Below are 17,481 nucleotides of genomic sequence, written 5' to 3'. Positions count from 1 at the left end.
CTTCGGCAGAGCAGAACAAGCTTCGTGATGCGTATGTACAAGAGCGTACTTATTTGGAAGTCGTGGAAATAGAGCTAAACCGTTCTAAGATCATAATGATTGATGAACAGGGCAGAAAGAAACGAGTACCAATTTTGTCTGAACACTAGTTACTGCATTGTTAGGTGTTGAGATGGAGTTATCAAAATAATAAAAAGGAAAAACGATGAACACAGTACTTTCCCCAATTGAAGCGAGAATTATCGGTTGTTTGATCGAGAAAGAAGTTACTACTCCCGATCATTACCCACTGACACTGAACAGTTTAACCACGGCATGTAATCAAAAAAGTAACCGTGAACCTGTTCTCTCTCTTTCTGAGTCAGATGTTTTGGATGCGGTTGATGGCTTAATCGGACGTCGCATGGTGAGCGATGAGAGCAGCTTCAATAGCCGTGTTAATAAGTATCAGCATCGCTTCTGCAACACTGAGTTCGGTGATCTGCAATTTACAGAGCAAGAGCGCGCAATCATCTGTTGTATGTTACTGCGCGGCGCGCAAACACCGGGTGAACTTCGTACTCGAACGGGTCGCCTTGCAAACTTTAGTGATGTGAAAGAAGTAGAAGCAACATTAGATAAGCTAGCTGCAAGAGAAGCAGGTGCCTTGGTGGTCAAACTACCACGCGAAGCGGGTAAACGTGAATCACGCTACCAGCATTTGTTGAGCGGTGAAGTGGATGTTGAAGCGTTTGCGACGGCATCAGTAAGCGCGGCTGCCCCCTCTGCAACGAGTGAAAAGTTTGAAGAGCTTGAGTCTGAAGTTGCAGGCCTAAGAGCAGAAGTGGCAGAGCTTAAGGCTCTGGTTGAATCACTGCTTTAAATGTCAGACGCTGATAAAAATGCGGATTGGGTCGTGTACTTGATCCGCAATCGTCACAATGCCCTTTATTGTGGCGTGACGAACAATCTAGAACGTCGATTTGAACAACATCAAACCGGTAAAGGCGCCAAAGCTTTAAAAGGTAAAGGCCCACTTAAGCTGGTTTGGAGCTTTGGTGTTGGCTCAAAAAGTGAGGCGTTGAAAACCGAATACGCGATCAAGCAATTGCCCAAATCCCGCAAAGAAAAACTGGTATCACTCAAACTGATTATTGAGTGGCAAAAAGACAAAATTCAATATATCGAAGTCTCATAATTCATAGCTAAAATGTTTGTTATTGATTAAATCTTAATAATGTAAGGGGCTATAATAGCTCTAGCTAAGCTTATGAATTTAAATGGTAATTACTCTTACCATGAATGGGCTGAAATTATGAATGAACACGTTGTTGTTAATCTCCATTCCAAATTAACATATTGCTCATTTAGAATGTCGTTCTAATTAGTGTTAGACGCTATCATTTATCATCGTTGTCCTACATAATATCCATTAGCCATACAAAGAGATGGTGTCATGCTAGGTTAAAAAATGAGCCAAAGTAGCTCATATAAAACGAGAAAAATATGAAACGTTTACTGATGTTGTTTGGACTTGCCGTATTTTCTGCGTCCGCTCTCTCCCATGGTACTCATGTCCTCAATGGGTACTGGGAATACCAAGATTATCTTTCCACTTTTCCAGAACAAAGAGCATTGACCGATAAAATGGTCGAGGCTGTACAAAATCACCCTGTGCCATTGAGAAGAATCCAAGACGAACCGATCACGATTTCCGTGGTGTATCCGGGTCAACAGATCTCGGATTACTGGGTTCGCAATATTCAAGCTTTTGAGAAGCGCCTCGATAGGCTGAAGATCCGCTACCAAATAAATCAAGTATTTACCCGTATTAATGCCGATCTCGCGCAGCAGAGCATTTCATTACAAGAAGCGATTGAAAACAAGACGGATTATTTGATTTTCACGCTAGATACCACGCGTCACCGCAAGTTTATCGAGCACGTGTTGACCTCTACGGACACCAAACTGATTCTTCAAAATATCACGACGCCAGTACGAGCTTGGGCAGATAGGCAGCCATTTATGTATGTGGGCTTTGACCATGCGACAGGCAGCTTAAAACTGGCGGACTATTTTAAACAAGTAAGCCCACCAGACAGTAAGTATTCTGTTTTGTATTACTCGCAAGGCTATATCAGTGATGCGCGTGGAGATACTTTTATCCATGAAGTGAATACGGATACCAACTTTACCCTTAAGTCTTCGTTTTACACAAAATCAAACAAAGACAGTGGCTACCAAGCGGCTAAAATCAGCATAGAGAACGATAAGGATCTAGACTTTATCTATGCATGCTCAACGGACGTCGCTCTTGGTGCAATGGAAGCGATTCGTGAATCGGGTCAAGACATCTTAGTGAATGGCTGGGGAGGCGGCTCTGCTGAACTTGAAGCCATTGCAAGGGGCGACCTAGATGTTACTGTTATGCGTATGAACGACGATACGGGCATTGCGATGGCAGAGGCGATTAAGTGGGATCTAGCCGGTTTGGAAGTGCCTACCGTTTACTCTGGTGAATTTGAAATTGTGACCAAGGAAGATTCCCCAGAACGTATTTCAGAACTTAAACAGCGAGCATTTAGGTACTCAGGTCAATAATGAAGAAAAGCTACGCCAGTACACCTAGAAACACTTTAGCTAGACTCATTACGCGTATCGTTATTTTGGTGATAGGCGTGATGGCACTTGGCGTGCTTATTCATAATTATGAAACCAGCAGTAACATCGTACAGCAAGAGACGAATCGAACGGTTCAGCAAACCTCAAGCCTGATCCAAAACATGTTTGATTATCGTTTGTCGGTGCTGCAAATCCATCAAGACAGTAGCTCACATAGTGAAACTCTCAGAGAGTATTTTGATACGGGTAATGACGAGATTCTGAGCTACTTTTTTTTTGGTGTTGACCAACGTGAACCTGATCATGCGCCAGATTTACGCTTTGTCTCTACTCACGATGGTTTGGCTTGGGAAGACGGCAACAGTCAATTTTATGGTTTGGATGAGTCCAACTTAAAGCATATTTCTGATGAGGTTTCATTCAGCAGTAATTGGCATTTTATTAAACTGAGGACAGATATAGGTAAGCGTCACTTGTTGGCTCGCCGTACTCCTATCGTTGATAATGCTACCGGGGAAGTGCTTGGTCAGCTCTATATCGCCATTGTACTTGATAATAACTTCTCTTTGGCTGAGTCAATCCAACAAGGCAGTAACTGCGAAAATATCGTTATTGAAGCGCACGGTACACCGGTGACATCGACATTCAGTGGTGATGAAAGCTACACCATTACTGACATCCTCAATTACCAAATGTACGAACAGTTGCCGCGTCATTTCGTTACCATCGCAACTATTAAGATCAACGCGGTTGAAACCCCTTTAATCATTCGAGCCGTTCAAAAGAACAATAACTTCATTGCGTTAGAAGAAAATTATCAGCGTGCGATTATCGTGGTGATTGTGGTGATCATATTGATGTCTTTCTTTGCTCGAACTTGGATCCAAAGAAGGGTTGCTGCTGAGCTAGATAAGCTGATGGATTTCACTCGCTCAGCAAGTGATGGTGAAGAGTACAACAAGTTCGATGGCTCTAACATTTTCGAATTCCATCATATTGGTTGCACCCTTGAAGACACCTTTGAGCGCTTATCGGAACAGAATCAAAAGTTCCAAGATCTCTTTAACTTTGCTCATTCGCCTATCTTGGTTTGGTCTGAGAAAGGCGACTTGATTCAGATGAACCCCGCCGCTCGTATGGCGCTGTTCGATGCTGATGACAATTATGGCCCAATCGCTCAAGAGTTTGAGCATCGTATGCTGCCTAATATTCAAATGGTGGTTCAAGGCTCTAAACTGACGGGTATTAACGTACCCATTGGTGAAAAGGTGTTTCGTTGGAACATGTCTGCTATTCGCGTGGAGCATGGCATCACAGGTGTGGTAGTACAAGGGCAAGATATTACTAAGCTTATCGAGGCGGAAAGGCAGGCTGATCGAGCAAGAGAAGAAGCCGAGCATCTCGCGAATGTACGTGCAGACTTCCTAGCTAAGATGAGTCACGAGATTCGCACGCCGCTCAACGGTATTCTCGGTGTGTCTCAGCTGCTCAAGCGCTCTATGCACAATGAAGATAATCGCGAGCAGGTGGATGTACTGTGTAATAGTGCGGAACATTTACTGGCGGTACTTAACGATATCTTGGACTTCTCAAAAATTGAGCAAGGGCAGTTTAATATTCAAAAGAAAGACTTCCGCTTGGGGGAGTTAGTTAATACTTTAGACAGCATCTATCGTCCACTGTGCGAAGATAAATCTGTCGAATTTACCATTGTGAATCACTTGGTTGATGACATCGAAATCAACACCGACCAAGTACGCCTCAATCAGATCATGTTTAACCTGCTGAGCAACGCTCTTAAATTCACTCATCAAGGCGGTATCTCCGTTAGCTTTGAGCTCGAGAGTATCTTTAACTCTGAGCACGCCAGCTTAATCGTTCGAGTGAAAGATTCCGGAATTGGTATTGATGAAAGTAAAATTGATGCTGTTTTTGAACCCTTTGTTCAAGCCGAAGAGACCACCACTCGTGAATATGGTGGCACTGGTTTAGGACTTACAATTGTAAAAAATCTGGTCGATATGCTGGAAGGGGACATTCAAGTCCGCAGCATGATAGATCAAGGCTCAGAGTTCACGATAGAAATTCCAGTGGTAGTACACGCCAAGCCGTTATTAGTCGATGCTAAGCAACAAACTGCGGTTGAGCCTGAGGCGTTGTTTAGTCGACCTTTGAATGTGTTGCTGGTGGAAGATAATCACACCAACGCCTTTATTGCTCAGGCTTTCTGTAAAAAATATGGCATGGTCGTCACCTGGGCAAAAGATGGCTTAGAAGCGATTGAGATGGCTAAGACGATAACCTATGACTTGATCTTGATGGATAACCAGCTCCCTAATCTCGGTGGTGTTGAAACCACTCAGCAACTGAGAGGTGAGATTGGTGTGTCAGCTCCAATTTATGCGTGTACCGCTGATGCTCAAGAGTCAACTAGAGACAGCTTTATGGCCGCAGGGGCGAATTACGTGATTGTAAAACCCATTAAAGAAGAGTCGCTCCACCAAGCGTTTGTTCATTTCAAAAACTCATACTGGAATGACACAGAGCACTAGGCTTTAACTTAGTGCTCTGAACGGACTCTATTAAATAGGCGTAGCCAACTTGTTGTCGCTACACAAATCCTGATGAGTCTGTCTTTATATAGATCCTGAGACAAAGGCTTGTTCTAACAGCAGCGTTTTCAACTCATAACTCATATTTAGGTGTTCAGGGAATTGGATACCTAACAACCAGCCTTGTCTTTGCCTTTTCTTACTCACCACTTTGTAGACCAGATCGTCACCTAAGTACTCATTTAAGTCAGAATTAACTTTTATCTTCCAGCCAACATCAATATCTGATTGTTGGGTAAGATAGATACCGCAGCCTGACGCTGAAAAATCGACCAGAGTGGCATCCAGCGACAAGGTATCAAAGTTGACTTCACAGCTGAGACGTACTTTATACCTTTCGTGTTCACGAATAGGCTTGGTTGCAAAGTTTGAGGGTGGGCGAAGGAAGATTAGATGTGCTGGTGAGGTGATATGAGCCAGTACATTGGTTTTGAACGCGACAATGTGCCCAAGTTCGGTGTCGGTAATCGCACGAACAATAATATCAACGTTTGTGAGCTTTCTCAACGTCAGTGCTTCTGTCGCTCTTTGTGAAAGCTCTAGGATAAGGTACTGATCTTCTTTGTGTCCGATATAAAGTGTACTGATCTGGATTGAGTCGTCTGGGCCAAATTCTAATACACCTGCTGTTTTTGTACCTGGCTTTAGGTATCTGAACAGTTCTAAGTTTTTATCTTTATGCATGTTCGTTACTGAATAATGTTAATCGTTTGATAAAATAATATAACGCCCTGATAAAACTATGTCATTAGTTTCATTGAAGTAATTAGCAGCGTACAACAAAAAAATGAATCGTTATCTCAAGTAAGCAACGGCTTACTCTTGTCGTAAAACAAGATACACTACTGACAGATATATATTTGATGGAGAAATAGTAAATGGAACTGGAAACCTTATTAAATACTCTGGCTGAAACCCCAGAAGCCGTGCAATTTGAAGATACAATGCAAGTGATCGAAGCTCACTATGATTTTTCTGAGAGCGAGTTTCGCAATGGTGAGGTAGTGAACGCTGCAGGGCAGAATAATGGTTCGTGTAAGATTTTTGCTTTTGGTTTAGAGCAAGGCCTATCAGCAGAGCAGACTCTTGCTTGTTTTGGTCAATTTTATCGTAACGACGTGCTAGGTTTTCCTGAGAACAGCGACCATCAAAATATTCGTAACTTTATGGTTCATGGCTGGAACGGTATCCAGTTTTTTCAGCCTGCGCTGGTTGCAAAAGCGAAGTAGACACTAACCAGGTAGCGATCAGGTCGAAACTTAATCTCAGGATTTTGAAGCGAGAAAATAACCTCTCGCTTTTTTTGTCTATGTTGAACTGGCCAGTAACTTGCTATCCAGTAACTTACTAAATGGGCTTTAAACTACTGAACAGGCAAAGCAGACAAGCACTTACGACACATACAAACTCCAGCTTTTGGAATATCGCTAGTATCTCGTTTTTCTAGATCAAAACACCAACACGTCTCTTTACCCGCACTGATATCGCATTGAGCTGGCTCATTACACTGTGGACATTGGTGAGTCGAACTCTCGCCACTAAGATTATCCATAACCGACGTTTGCTCTTCTTCAGATAAGCCTTTCCAACCTATAATTTCATCCATTGTTCGAAAGCAGCCACTACACATTCCGCCATTATTTTTACAAGCCGCTCGGCAAGGTGTTTTCATTTCTCTAACCTGTGATTCATTTGGGCTGAAATGTAGCATATTTGTTTCTTCTTGAAGAGCCGTTAGGCTAAGAAATTACTCAGTTAAATTTAGAAATGACCTCGTAATTTTTAGGCTTTTCATGTAGCATCTCGCCCCTTTTGTTGAGTGGGGGATATTATGTTTATTGGATTTGATTATGGAACAGCGAACTGTTCTGTCGCGGCGATGGTTAATGGAGAGCCAAGCCTGTTACCGCTCGAAGGTAACAACCACTATATTCCCTCAACCGTGTTTGCGCCTACTCGTGAAAGTGTTTCTGAACATCTATTCCGTCATTTGAATATCAAGCCGAGTGATGCGATCGGTGAGCAAGTTTTACGACGTGCGATCGCTCTGAACAGAGAAGAGAGTATCGACCTAGTACCAGAAGACATGGCATTTGGTCAGGCTGCGTTGGACTTATATTTAGAAGATCCTCGTGATGTTTATTATGTTAAGTCCCCTAAGTCTTTCCTTGGCGCGAGTGGACTGCATGATGTTCAGGTGAGCTTTTTCGAAGATTTAGTGTGCGCCATGATGGCAAATATCAAGAATCAAGCCGAACTCACGACTCAAGAGCAGATCAAACAAGCTGTTATCGGCCGACCAATTAACTTCCACGGTCGAGGTGGTGAAGAGGCGAACAGACAAGCTGAAGACATCCTCATTCGCGCAGCTAAGCGTGCAGGTTTCCTTGATATCGCTTTTCAATTCGAGCCCGTAGCCGCAGGCCTTGATTACGAAAGCACATTAACTGAAAACCAAACAGTATTGGTTGTCGATATTGGCGGTGGTACCACCGATTGCTCATTATTGGAGATGGGACCAAGCTGGTCTGGTAAAGCGGATCGTACCCAGAGCTTGTTGGCACACAGTGGACAAAGGGTAGGGGGTAATGACCTCGATATCTATCTTGCGTTCAAACAACTGATGTCACCTTTTGGTATGGGCAGCAAAGGCATTTCGGGTATCGATATGCCATTGACGCAATTCTGGAATCCAATTGCGATTAATAATGTTGAAGCTCAAAAGAATTTCTATTCAAGAGAAAACCTAGCAGCATTAAAATTACTTCGCAAAGAAGCGTCAGAGCCACAAAAGCTAGAACGTTTGATGAAGGTTTATCACGACACCTTAGGTTACGGTATTGTGCGCAGAGCGGAAGAAGCCAAGATTGCGCTGGCAGAATCCTCTCAATATCGTACGGCGATTAATGTTGCCTCTGAACTGGTCGAGGTAGATATCTCAGTCGAACAGATGGTTGAAGCGATTGAAACACCGAAGTCTAAGATGATTGAGTTGGTTAAAGAGGCGATTCAACAAGGCCAGAAAAAGCCAGTCGTAATCTACATGACGGGTGGTTCAGCTCGTTCACCGATACTTCGTGAGGCCGTACAACAAGCTGTGCCGAACGTACCGATTGTGAGTGGTAATTACTTCGGTTCAGTAACTGCAGGTTTAGCTCGTTGGGCTGAGGTTTGCTTCAAATAAGAGTTCAATGATGAGTTATGAAGGGCAACCAGTCGCTGATTGGTTGCCCTTTTTTTGTTTTTCTCTAATGAACTTTCTATTGAGCGATTTTTCCTAGCTCATATTGGGATTTGTTTCACAAAGCTAAATATTTCAGTTGAGTTCTACATGTTACAAAATATTTCAGGGTCAAAGTCGAGCCTCTCGATGGTCTGATGAGTCATTTTGAAATTAGATTTTTAATGCTTTTTTAGTGACTATAAAATCAAAAAAATCAAAGTGATCATCTCAAAGAATGAAAAGAACCACCAGTGGATCCCGTATTATTCCATTGTTTTTAAAGGTTTTTTTGTTTTTTATGGTGAAATTTTTTTTATTTTATATATTTTAATGCAACTTTCTTGTCATTCGTATATTAGGGTTTCGCTACTTGTTAAATGCAGGTAACAACTTCTCCGTAAGCACGAGGTTGTTAGTGAATAACTCACCCAGTTACATAATGGATATGACAATGAATAAGAAACTTTTAGCGCTAGCAATTTCTGGTGCAGTATTTGGTACACAGGCAGTTGCAGTAGAACTTTACAACGAAGACGGCACAACATTCTCTGTTGGCGGCCACGTTTCAGTTGCAGTTGGTGACGTAAACAGTGATGACCGTCTTAGTGAAGATGATATCGGTGTAGAGACTGTATCTCCACGTATCAATTTCGGTGCAACTCATGAACTTGGTAACGGCTTCACTGCTGACGCTAAAGGTGAATGGGCGCTAAACATGCTTGACGGTGGTGATCAGTCATTCACAACTCGTCTTGGTTACGTTGGTCTTTCTCATGACGACTTCGGTCGTGCTGCTGTTGGTACTCAATGGGCACCTTACTACAGCGTTGCTGGCGTTGCTGATATGCCAATCGCTTTCGCAAACGACTTTATCTACGATGATCACGGTAACCTAGGTACTGGTCGTGGTGAAGAGATGGTGAGCTACGCTAACGCACTAGATTTCGGTAATGCCGGTACGCTAGGTCTTGGTGTTGCATGGCAAGGTCGTAAAGCTGATAAAGTTAAATACAGCGATGCTTTATCTCTAGATAACGAATACGGTAACCGTGCTCAGATTGCTCTGAACTACAACATCGCAGACTTCTCTGTGAACTACGCATACAACACTGGTGATGTAAGCTTTGATGGTATCTCTGGTTCAAAAACTGCGGATTCTAACGTTGTAAGTGCAACTTACGGTTCATACGGTTCAGGTCTATACCTTGCAGGTGTTTACGCTATGAACAACTACATGAACAAGACTTCTGCTGGCCCTCTAGAAGAGACAACTGCGGTTGAATTACTTGCAGCTTACGCACTTTCAAATAGCCTTAACCTAAGCGTTAACTACGAAGCAGTAGAAGACGAGAAGCTAAACGATACTGTATTCAGCACAACTGCTTTACAAGCAGAATACAACTTCACGTCTCAGTTCGTAGGTTTTGCTGGCTACCAGTTCGATCTACAAGGCTCTGGTACTTACAAAGCAAAAGCTGACGACCAATGGCTACTTGGTGCTCGTTACTACCTATAAGTCAAAGACTTATTTAGCATAGTGTTTACTCCTTAAGTTTACCTTTTAGGATACTGTCCTAGACACCATGCTAAGCCCTCTCAAGCCTTTTGGTTTGAGAGGGCTTCTTTCGTTCTATACGTACTGTTTTAGCTTATCCTTCATGTTTCCCTGCCATTCATTTTATCTACGTAGCTATGATCTACGAAGCTATGACTCTTGTCATCAGTTCTTATATGTCGCGATCTTCGGATAAAAGTATTTAAATCATTTAATTGAGCTAAATATCAGAATTTAGATATTGGTAACCATCTTGTCGAAGACTCTCATTTTATGATGCGTTAAACTCTTCACTCCAAAAAATAGTTCAGGGATAAACTATGAGCAGTGTTGTCGATCAGGAACAGTTGATGAATTCGAAACGAACAGCAACCCCCACCAAGGTGCTGTGTGTTGGGCGTAACTATGTCGATCACATCGAAGAACTCAATAACGCAATCCCAAACTCAATGGTGGTTTTCAATAAACCAAGTACCAGTGTTAAGTCATCTCTGTCTTCTTTTCATCAAGAAGCGCTGCACTACGAAGCAGAAATCTGTTTTATTGTTGAAAATAGCCAGTACTCCGCTGTGGGTTTAGGACTAGATCTCACCAAACGTGAATTACAAAGTAGCTTAAAAGCGAAAGGCCTACCTTGGGAGCGCGCCAAGGCGTTTGATGGTTCCGCTGTCTTGAGCCGTTTTGTACCCATTGATAACTTAGATCTCTCAGACTTAAATCTAGAGCTATTTATTAACTGTGTTCGCGTTCAAAAAGGACACGTAGAGCAGATGCTTTACTCTCCACAAACTATCCTCGAAGAGTTATCTTCTTATACGACTTTGCTTGATGGTGATGTTGTCATGACAGGCACACCTAAAGGTGTTGGTGAGGTCCATCGAGGTGATATCTTCCTTGGTCGTCTAAAGTGTGGTGAAACGACATTGATTGAGATTGAGTGGGTGGCGAGTTAATTAATACTCCATGTTTAGTTAATAAATTGGTTTGGATGGTTAAAATTAGTTTTTAATTCTTACAATTAACCCTCTTGCAACTAATTACATCTGGAAGGGTGTTGGTAATTGATATAAAATCCGCCTCCGTTCTTATCAATACTGAAACCCATGATCGACTTAGCCATCTTACCTGTTTACCTGACAGCCGTTGTTGCACTTCTCCTTTTACCTGGCCCTGATATGTTACTCATCGCGAGCTCAAGTATGAGCTATGGCCGCAAGGTTGGTGTGTTCGCAAGTTTAGGCAACGCGACTTCTGGAATCATTCTGACAGTATTGGCAGCAATGGGTGTTTCAGCGTTGATCGCAATGAGCCCAATAGCGCTTAAAGCTCTACATTTGTTAGGCGGCGCGTACTTGTTGAAGATGGGATGGGACTGCCTTCGAACAGAGCAGGGAAGTGCGCCGGAGCTAAACGATAATTTTGCTGCAAAAGCCTATTACCAAAGAGCGCTAATCAGTAACCTGCTTAATCCAAAAGCCTTGGTTTTCTTTGTGATGTTCTTACCACAGTTTGTGTCGACGAATATTGAAGCGACTTCCGGTCAGCAGATGCTTGTTCTGGGTTTATTACTGAATGTTCTCGGCTTAACGTTTAACTTTTTGCTGGTGGCGTTAGTGGGTACGATTGGTAAATCTCTCGTAGAAAACGCGAAGTTTCGTACCTATCAACAGAAAGTCATGGGCGGAGTTTTCATCGTGTTAGCTATCTGGATGTTGTCTTCTTTCTTTACTTCGTAGATGAATCAAATCAGACATCTTCTCGTGGTTAGCCGCTGAGACAAAAATGGACGCTACGAGCGTCCATTTTTTATATTTAACCGTTACATGTTGAACGCGCTAACTGCTATGAGTTCAACTCTTGTTGATGCTGTTCAATCAGTTTCTCCATGTACTGCTCACCGCGCAGGCGAGTGCCTTCGTAGGTTTCTGTCCCTTCAAACTTTGTCACCGTTTCATAATAGACTTTCACTTTTGGCTCTGTGCCTGAAGGTCTTACGATAATGCGTGAACCATCCTCGAGGTGATAGATGAGTACGTCACTTGCAGGCAGGTTAATGGCTTCAGTATTGCCTCCAATGACGAAGCGTAAAGAAGACTGCAGATCTTCAATTACAGAGATAGCGACACCGTTGATTGTTTTAGGCTGTGCCGAGCGGAGCTTAGAACCAATCGAAGGTGAATCTGGGTCTAGTGCAATACTTCGCTGAGCGTTGGTATGAACCCCATGTTCAAATGAAATCTGAGCGAGAAGATCCCAAACCGTTCGGCCTTGAGATTTTAACTCCTCAACCAGTTGAGCGAAAACAACGATGGCAGACAGTCCATCCTTGTCCCGTACTTGAGTACCAATTGTGTAGCCTAATGCTTCTTCATAGGCAAACAAGAACTCGTTCTGATCATCTTCTAATTGCATGCCAATATTCGCCAACCATTTAAAACCTGTCAGCGTTTGGAAATAAGTCGCACCATGAGATTGAGCCACTTTTTCAAGCAAGGTTGAAGATACGATACTGTTACCAACTAACTGGTTTTTGGTATGAGGTTTTGATAACAAGTAATGCGCGAATAGCACACCAACTTGGTCACCTGTTAGCATTTTGTATGAGCCATCATCTGTTCTCACTGCAACCGCAAATCGGTCTGCATCTGGATCGTTGGCACAAGCTATGTCAGCATCGACACTTTTTGCTAAGTTAACCACCAGATCCATCGCGCCTTTTTCTTCCGGATTCGGGAAGTTGACGGTCGGGAAGTTACCATCGGGCTCTCTTTGCTCGGCGACGCTGAACACCTTATGGAAACCAGAATCGTGAAGTAGATCCTCAGCCATTTGTGCGCCGACACCATGCATTGCGGTATAGGTGATGGTGGTGTTCGCCGATTCGATCTCTTTACTCACGTATGGGCTCTGATTGATCGCAGCGCGGTACGTCTGGTAATAACCTTCAGTTAACCACACCAACTTACCTTGTGTTTCAGCGTCACTTAGGCTCATTAAAGGGAGCGGCTTAGTTGATGCGATATCGATTTCAGCGGCAATACCCGCGTCGTGAGGAGGAATGATTTGAGCGCCATTCTCCCAGTACACTTTGAAACCATTGTATTCCGGTGGGTTGTGACTGGCAGTCACCACAACAGCAGCTGCGGCGTTGAAGTGCTCAATACCAAAGGCAACGATAGGGGTCGCTGCGACATTCGAGGTTAGATAAACCTTAATGCCTAAAGCCGTGAGTACGGAAGCGGTATCAATCGCGAACTGCTTTGAATCTAAACGGCCGTCATAACCGACGACCACACCGCGAATGGTCGCATTAGCGACATGTTCGATTAAGTAGTGGCCGAGCCCGGTTGCTGTTTCCTGTATAACTAAACGGTTCATTCGATTTGGGCCGCATCCAACTTTGCCTCTAAGTCCTGCCGTTCCGAACTCTAATCGTTGGGTGAAGCGGTCTTCAAGTTCGTCGTGCATTCCCCCATCGATGAGGTGTTGAAGTTCTTCACGAGTTCTTGGGTCTGGGTCTCTCGCTAACCAATTCATTGCATCTTGCATAATCACTAAACCTATTAATGTCTGTATGACTTACTGTTGATTTAATTTAAGTGATATTGATTATCATTTCCATGAAAGCAATCGTAAAACTCGATATAAAATAAATTCCAACGGCAAGAGGGCACGTAGATTAAGCCACTTCAAATAATTGACTGTTTAGTAAGTAAACTTACCTTGAACAATTGGATATCACTAACTAGCCTTTTACATAAATATAACAAAGTTTAACAAATTCGCCGTTTTTGAATCTTTCATGGAAACCTCCAACGCTTTTGAACCGTATTAGTTCTTGGGTTATATGAGGTCAGTAGCCTGCTCACAGGCTAGTTCCATGTGAGTTGTAGATTGAGATTCAGCCTTTTCATGTTTAGCCGGAATAACAATGAATGTTGTCCAGCTCGCAACGACATTTAGGTCGCAAGTATCCAATTAGGAAGGATAAGGAGAGATCTTTTGAAAAGATTACTGGTTAGGCTAGCGTGGCTTTTGAAGAGTTTTGTTGTGCTTTTAGTATCGCCTTTAGTGCACGCAAGCAGTGATTACAACATGACTCAAGGCGTCACTGAGATCAGTGGTAAGGTGTATGAACTTCATATGCTGATCTTCTACATCTGCTGTGCAATTGCCTTTGTTGTTTTTGGTGTGATGTTTTATTCGATTTTGAGGCACAGGAAATCGAAGGGTGCAGTTGCTGCACATTTTCACGAAAGCACGAAAGTCGAAATTCTTTGGACCATCATCCCTATTATCATCCTCATCGCTATGGCGATACCCGCCACCAAAACTTTGATAGCGATGGAAGATACCTCCCAATCAGATCTGACCGTTAAAATCACTGGATCACAATGGAAATGGCATTACAGCTATTTTGGTGAAGACGTCGAGTTTTTCAGCCTTCTAGCGACCAGTGACAAAGAGATTGAAGGCATTGAAGTGAAAGGCGCGCATTACTTGCTAGAAGTTGATAAGCCGCTTGTACTGCCTGTTGACCGCAAAGTCCGTTTCTTAATGACTTCCGACGATGTGATTCACTCATGGTGGGTGCCAGCATTCGCCGTTAAGAAAGATACCATTCCAGGTTTTATCAATGAGGCTTGGACTAAGATAGATGAGCCTGGTGTCTACCGCGGGCAGTGTGCAGAGTTGTGTGGTCGTGCCCATGGCTTCATGCCGATAGTGGTGCATGCCATGGAAGAAGCCGAGTTTGACGCATGGCTAGCGGAGCAGAAAGAGTTAGCGATAGCTGAACAACAAGCCGCGAAAGATGCATTAGATGCGTCACTTTCTTTGGAAGAGTTGAATACCATCGGTGAAGAGGTTTACAAAACTCGATGTGCGGTTTGTCACCAAGCAAACGGTGAGGGCATTCCCGGAGCATTCCCTGCCATCAAAGGAAGTTCTATTGCCCTTGGCGATGTGGATGTTCACATCGACACCATTGTTTATGGTCGTGGCGGTACGGCGATGCAAGCGTTCGATAATCAGTTAACTGAGAAAGAGATCGCAGCGGTAGTGACTTATCAACGAAATGCTTGGGGTAATAACACCGGCGATATTGTTCAGGCTTCAGATATCAACGCTTATAAGGCGAAGCAAGAAGGCAGTTCTGAAAGCTCAACGGATGATGCACAAAATGATGCTAAGGATCAGTTATGAGTTCACCAATCAATAAGCCGGTGAAATCGGCTCCAGCAGAAGATCAAGTACTGAGCCATTCTGCGGAAGGCACCTTGGGCAATAATGATTTGCCTGTTGATGATCACGACTCACATGCGGCACCTAAAGGCTGGGCTCGTTGGCTGTATTCAACCAATCATAAAGACATTGGTACACTTTATTTGTGGTTTAGCTTTGCAATGTTCTTAACGGGCGGCGCAATGGCAATGGTGATCCGTGCGGAGCTGTTCCAACCGGGTTTACAACTTGTTGAGCCAGATTTCTTCAATCAGATGACGACTGTCCATGGTTTAATCATGGTATTCGGTGCCGTGATGCCTGCATTTACGGGTTTGGCTAATTGGATGATCCCGATGATGATCGGTGCACCCGATATGGCGTTGCCGAGAATGAACAACCTCAGCTTCTGGATCTTGCCTTTTGCATTTCTAATCTTAATCGGGTCTTTGTTTACAGAAGGGGGCGGCCCGAGCTTTGGTTGGACCTTCTATGCGCCACTCTCGACAACTTATGGCCCAGACAGTACCGCGCTATTCGTATTCTCAGTCCATATCATGGGGATCAGTTCGATCATGGGGGCGATTAACGTGATCGTAACCATAGTGAACATGCGCGCACCGGGCATGACTTGGTTCAAGCTACCGATGTTCGTATGGACTTGGTTAATTACCGCTTTCTTGCTGATAGCTGTGATGCCCGTGCTCGCGGGGGCTGTGACCATGGTACTGACTGACAAATACTTTGGTACTAGCTTCTTTGATGCCGCAGGTGGTGGGGACCCGGTGATGTTCCAGCACATATTCTGGTTCTTTGGGCACCCCGAAGTGTACATCATGATCTTGCCGTCTTTTGGTATCGTCTCAGCCATCATTCCTGCATTCAGTGGTAAGCGCCTGTTTGGTTATCACTCGATGGTTTATGCGACCTGTAGTATCGCACTGCTGTCATTCTTGGTTTGGGCGCACCACATGTTCACCACGGGTATGCCAGTATTTGCCGAACTTTTCTTCATGTATTGCACCATGTTGATAGCGGTGCCGACCGGTGTGAAAGTCTTCAACTGGGTGGCGACCATGTGGCGGGGGGCTTTGACCTTTGAAACCCCAATGCTGTTTGCGATTGCCTTTATTGTTCTGTTTACGATTGGTGGGTTATCTGGATTGATGCTCGCTATCGTGCCAGCTGATTTCCAATATCACGACACTTATTTTGTTGTGGCTCACTTCCATTATGTTCTGGTGACCGGTGCCGTGTTCTCGATTATGGCTGCCGCTTATTATTGGCTGCCGAAATGGACTGGGCATATGTACGACCATAAGCTCAGCCTGTGGCATTTCTGGACGTCGGTGATTTCAGTCAATGTACTGTTCTTTCCTATGCACTTTTTAGGGTTAGCGGGTATGCCGCGTCGTATTCCAGATTACGCCATTCAGTTTGCTGATGTTAACCAAGTCGTGTCGATTGGTGGCTTTGCCTTTGGGTTGTCTCAGCTGATTTTCTTATGGTTGGCAATTAAGTGTGTAAGAGGGGGCGAGCCCGCGCCAAGCAAGCCTTGGGATAGAGCTGAAGGTCTTGAATGGACAGTACCAAGCCCTGCGCCTCACCACACCTTTACTCATCCACCTAAAGTGGATTAGAGGACAGAACCATGAGTGATAAGCAAAGCGATCCCAATCAAGATAAAAAACAACCAAAGCGCCTGTCTAATAAGCGATCGACTAAAAAGCTGACGGGCTACTTGGTGTTGAGCGTGGTTGCGATGTTTGGCTTCGGTTTCGCTTTGGTGCCGCTCTACGATGTGATGTGTGAGGCTTTAGGGATCAATGGTAAAACCAATACCGTTTCCGCAGTTCAACCTCAGGGAATGCAGCCTGACTACTCTCGTACGGTTCGAGTCGAATTCATGTCCCACATCAAGCCAGATATGCCATGGCAGTTTTCGCCTGAGGTTCGGGTGTTAGAGGTTCACCCTGGTGAGGTGGTTCAGACTAACTACATTGCCAAAAACCTCTCTGGAGCCTCATTGGTTGGCCAAGCCGTACCATCGGTTTCTCCAGGTATGGGGGCTACTTACTTCAATAAGATGGAGTGCTTTTGCTTTAATCAGCAACCATTGGACGGGCACAAGAGCGCAGAAATGGGTTTGATATTTTACATTGAGCTAGATATTCCAGAATCGATACATACGCTTACGCTCTCTTATACGCTGTTTAACATCACGAGTCAGGTGAGTGGAGAGGCAAGTAAGCCTGAAGTGACTACAT

The 17,481-nt window shown here is 44.0% G+C and carries 15 protein-coding genes; 12 read left to right on the top strand and 3 right to left on the bottom strand.

Features of this window, described 5'->3' with window-relative positions; translation table 11 throughout:
* Positions 1-205: 205 nt before the first annotated feature.
* The 4 genes from IQQ51_RS21610 to luxQ all read left to right on the top strand — a co-directional run bounded on the left by IQQ51_RS21610 (position 206) and on the right by luxQ (position 5,153).
* On the top strand, positions 206-862 hold the full coding sequence (locus tag IQQ51_RS21610; protein WP_061038483.1) for a YceH family protein: 657 nt from the start codon (positions 206-208) through the stop codon (positions 860-862).
* Entirely contained in the window at positions 863-1,177 is a 315-nt protein-coding gene (locus IQQ51_RS21605) for a GIY-YIG nuclease family protein (RefSeq protein ID WP_017061768.1), read from the top strand. It abuts the gene before it with no gap.
* A 308-nt stretch (positions 1,178-1,485) separates the two neighbouring features.
* Positions 1,486-2,580 (top strand): autoinducer 2-binding periplasmic protein LuxP, encoded by a 1,095-nt coding sequence (locus tag IQQ51_RS21600; RefSeq protein WP_048608893.1) that lies wholly within the window; start codon positions 1,486-1,488, stop codon positions 2,578-2,580.
* A complete protein-coding gene (gene luxQ, locus IQQ51_RS21595; protein WP_193842106.1) occupies positions 2,580-5,153 on the top strand; it encodes a quorum-sensing autoinducer 2 sensor kinase/phosphatase LuxQ in 2,574 nt (857 codons plus the stop codon). The genes IQQ51_RS21600 and luxQ overlap by 1 nt, the downstream gene beginning before the upstream one ends.
* A gap of 84 nt (positions 5,154-5,237) precedes the next feature.
* Here luxQ and IQQ51_RS21590 read toward each other — a convergent pair whose 3' ends face one another.
* Positions 5,238-5,897: a PilZ domain-containing protein gene (locus IQQ51_RS21590; RefSeq protein WP_193842105.1), complete on the bottom strand. Its 660-nt coding sequence runs from the start codon at positions 5,895-5,897 to the stop codon at positions 5,238-5,240.
* A gap of 194 nt (positions 5,898-6,091) precedes the next feature.
* Between IQQ51_RS21590 and IQQ51_RS21585 the strand changes: the two genes are divergently transcribed.
* A complete protein-coding gene (locus IQQ51_RS21585) occupies positions 6,092-6,442 on the top strand; it encodes a HopJ type III effector protein (RefSeq protein WP_193842104.1) in 351 nt (116 codons plus the stop codon).
* 134 nt (positions 6,443-6,576) lie between these two features.
* On the opposite strand, the gene IQQ51_RS21580 is transcribed toward IQQ51_RS21585, so the two are convergent.
* Positions 6,577-6,885 carry a DUF1289 domain-containing protein gene (locus IQQ51_RS21580; protein WP_193842103.1) on the bottom strand — a complete coding sequence of 103 codons (309 nt, stop codon included), beginning with the start codon at positions 6,883-6,885 and terminating at the stop codon, positions 6,577-6,579.
* 159 nt (positions 6,886-7,044) lie between these two features.
* Between IQQ51_RS21580 and yegD the strand changes: the two genes are divergently transcribed.
* The 4 genes from yegD to IQQ51_RS21560 all read left to right on the top strand — a co-directional run bounded on the left by yegD (position 7,045) and on the right by IQQ51_RS21560 (position 11,727).
* Positions 7,045-8,397, top strand: coding sequence for a molecular chaperone (gene yegD / locus IQQ51_RS21575; protein WP_193842102.1), 1,353 nt, complete (start codon positions 7,045-7,047; stop codon positions 8,395-8,397).
* Between the two features lie 490 nt (positions 8,398-8,887).
* Positions 8,888-9,952: a porin gene (locus IQQ51_RS21570; RefSeq protein ID WP_193842101.1), complete on the top strand. Its 1,065-nt coding sequence runs from the start codon at positions 8,888-8,890 to the stop codon at positions 9,950-9,952.
* A 359-nt stretch (positions 9,953-10,311) separates the two neighbouring features.
* Positions 10,312-10,944 (top strand): fumarylacetoacetate hydrolase family protein, encoded by a 633-nt coding sequence (locus tag IQQ51_RS21565; RefSeq protein ID WP_193842100.1) that lies wholly within the window; start codon positions 10,312-10,314, stop codon positions 10,942-10,944.
* A 150-nt stretch (positions 10,945-11,094) separates the two neighbouring features.
* The gene (locus IQQ51_RS21560) at positions 11,095-11,727 is read left to right on the top strand and encodes a LysE family translocator (protein WP_193842099.1); all 633 of its coding nucleotides are present in this window, start codon (positions 11,095-11,097) and stop codon (positions 11,725-11,727) included.
* A gap of 106 nt (positions 11,728-11,833) precedes the next feature.
* Here IQQ51_RS21560 and IQQ51_RS21555 read toward each other — a convergent pair whose 3' ends face one another.
* A complete protein-coding gene (locus tag IQQ51_RS21555) occupies positions 11,834-13,540 on the bottom strand; it encodes a phospho-sugar mutase (protein WP_193842098.1) in 1,707 nt (568 codons plus the stop codon).
* A 453-nt stretch (positions 13,541-13,993) separates the two neighbouring features.
* On the opposite strand from IQQ51_RS21555, the gene coxB reads away from it, so the two are divergent.
* The 3 genes from coxB to IQQ51_RS21540 form a co-directional block, all read left to right on the top strand.
* A complete protein-coding gene (coxB, locus tag IQQ51_RS21550) occupies positions 13,994-15,196 on the top strand; it encodes a cytochrome c oxidase subunit II (protein ID WP_193842097.1) in 1,203 nt (400 codons plus the stop codon).
* The gene (gene ctaD, locus IQQ51_RS21545; RefSeq protein WP_017061756.1) at positions 15,193-16,854 is read left to right on the top strand and encodes a cytochrome c oxidase subunit I; all 1,662 of its coding nucleotides are present in this window, start codon (positions 15,193-15,195) and stop codon (positions 16,852-16,854) included. Before coxB ends, ctaD begins: the two co-directional genes overlap by 4 nt.
* A gap of 11 nt (positions 16,855-16,865) precedes the next feature.
* Positions 16,866-17,481, top strand: a 616-nt coding sequence (locus tag IQQ51_RS21540; protein ID WP_193842096.1) for a cytochrome c oxidase assembly protein, incomplete at its 3' end; no start/stop codon positions are given.

The organism is Vibrio sp. OPT18, assembly GCF_015163615.1.
Taxonomy (GTDB): Bacteria; Pseudomonadota; Gammaproteobacteria; order Enterobacterales; family Vibrionaceae; genus Vibrio; species Vibrio coralliirubri.
The sequence above is the reverse complement of the archived record's forward strand: the minus strand, read 5'-3'. Positions and strand labels throughout refer to the sequence as shown.

Excerpts from the sequence above, each read along its gene's own strand:
- IQQ51_RS21565 (WP_193842100.1), top strand. The coding sequence starts at position 10,312 with ATGAGCAGTGTTGTCGATCAGGAACAGTTGATGAATTCGAAACGAACA.
- IQQ51_RS21605 (WP_017061768.1), top strand. The coding sequence starts at position 863 with ATGTCAGACGCTGATAAAAATGCGGATTGGGTCGTGTACTTGATCCGC.
- IQQ51_RS21600 (WP_048608893.1), top strand. The coding sequence starts at position 1,486 with ATGAAACGTTTACTGATGTTGTTTGGACTTGCCGTATTTTCTGCGTCC.
- IQQ51_RS21555 (WP_193842098.1), bottom strand. The coding sequence starts at position 13,540 with ATGCAAGATGCAATGAATTGGTTAGCGAGAGACCCAGACCCAAGAACT.
- IQQ51_RS21560 (WP_193842099.1), top strand. The coding sequence starts at position 11,095 with ATGATCGACTTAGCCATCTTACCTGTTTACCTGACAGCCGTTGTTGCA.
- IQQ51_RS21570 (WP_193842101.1), top strand. The coding sequence starts at position 8,888 with ATGAATAAGAAACTTTTAGCGCTAGCAATTTCTGGTGCAGTATTTGGT.
- IQQ51_RS21585 (WP_193842104.1), top strand. The coding sequence starts at position 6,092 with ATGGAACTGGAAACCTTATTAAATACTCTGGCTGAAACCCCAGAAGCC.
- IQQ51_RS21590 (WP_193842105.1), bottom strand. The coding sequence starts at position 5,897 with ATGCATAAAGATAAAAACTTAGAACTGTTCAGATACCTAAAGCCAGGT.
- IQQ51_RS21580 (WP_193842103.1), bottom strand. The coding sequence starts at position 6,885 with ATGAAAACACCTTGCCGAGCGGCTTGTAAAAATAATGGCGGAATGTGT.
- ctaD (WP_017061756.1), top strand. The coding sequence starts at position 15,193 with ATGAGTTCACCAATCAATAAGCCGGTGAAATCGGCTCCAGCAGAAGAT.
- IQQ51_RS21610 (WP_061038483.1), top strand. The coding sequence starts at position 206 with ATGAACACAGTACTTTCCCCAATTGAAGCGAGAATTATCGGTTGTTTG.
- yegD (WP_193842102.1), top strand. The coding sequence starts at position 7,045 with ATGTTTATTGGATTTGATTATGGAACAGCGAACTGTTCTGTCGCGGCG.
- luxQ (WP_193842106.1), top strand. The coding sequence starts at position 2,580 with ATGAAGAAAAGCTACGCCAGTACACCTAGAAACACTTTAGCTAGACTC.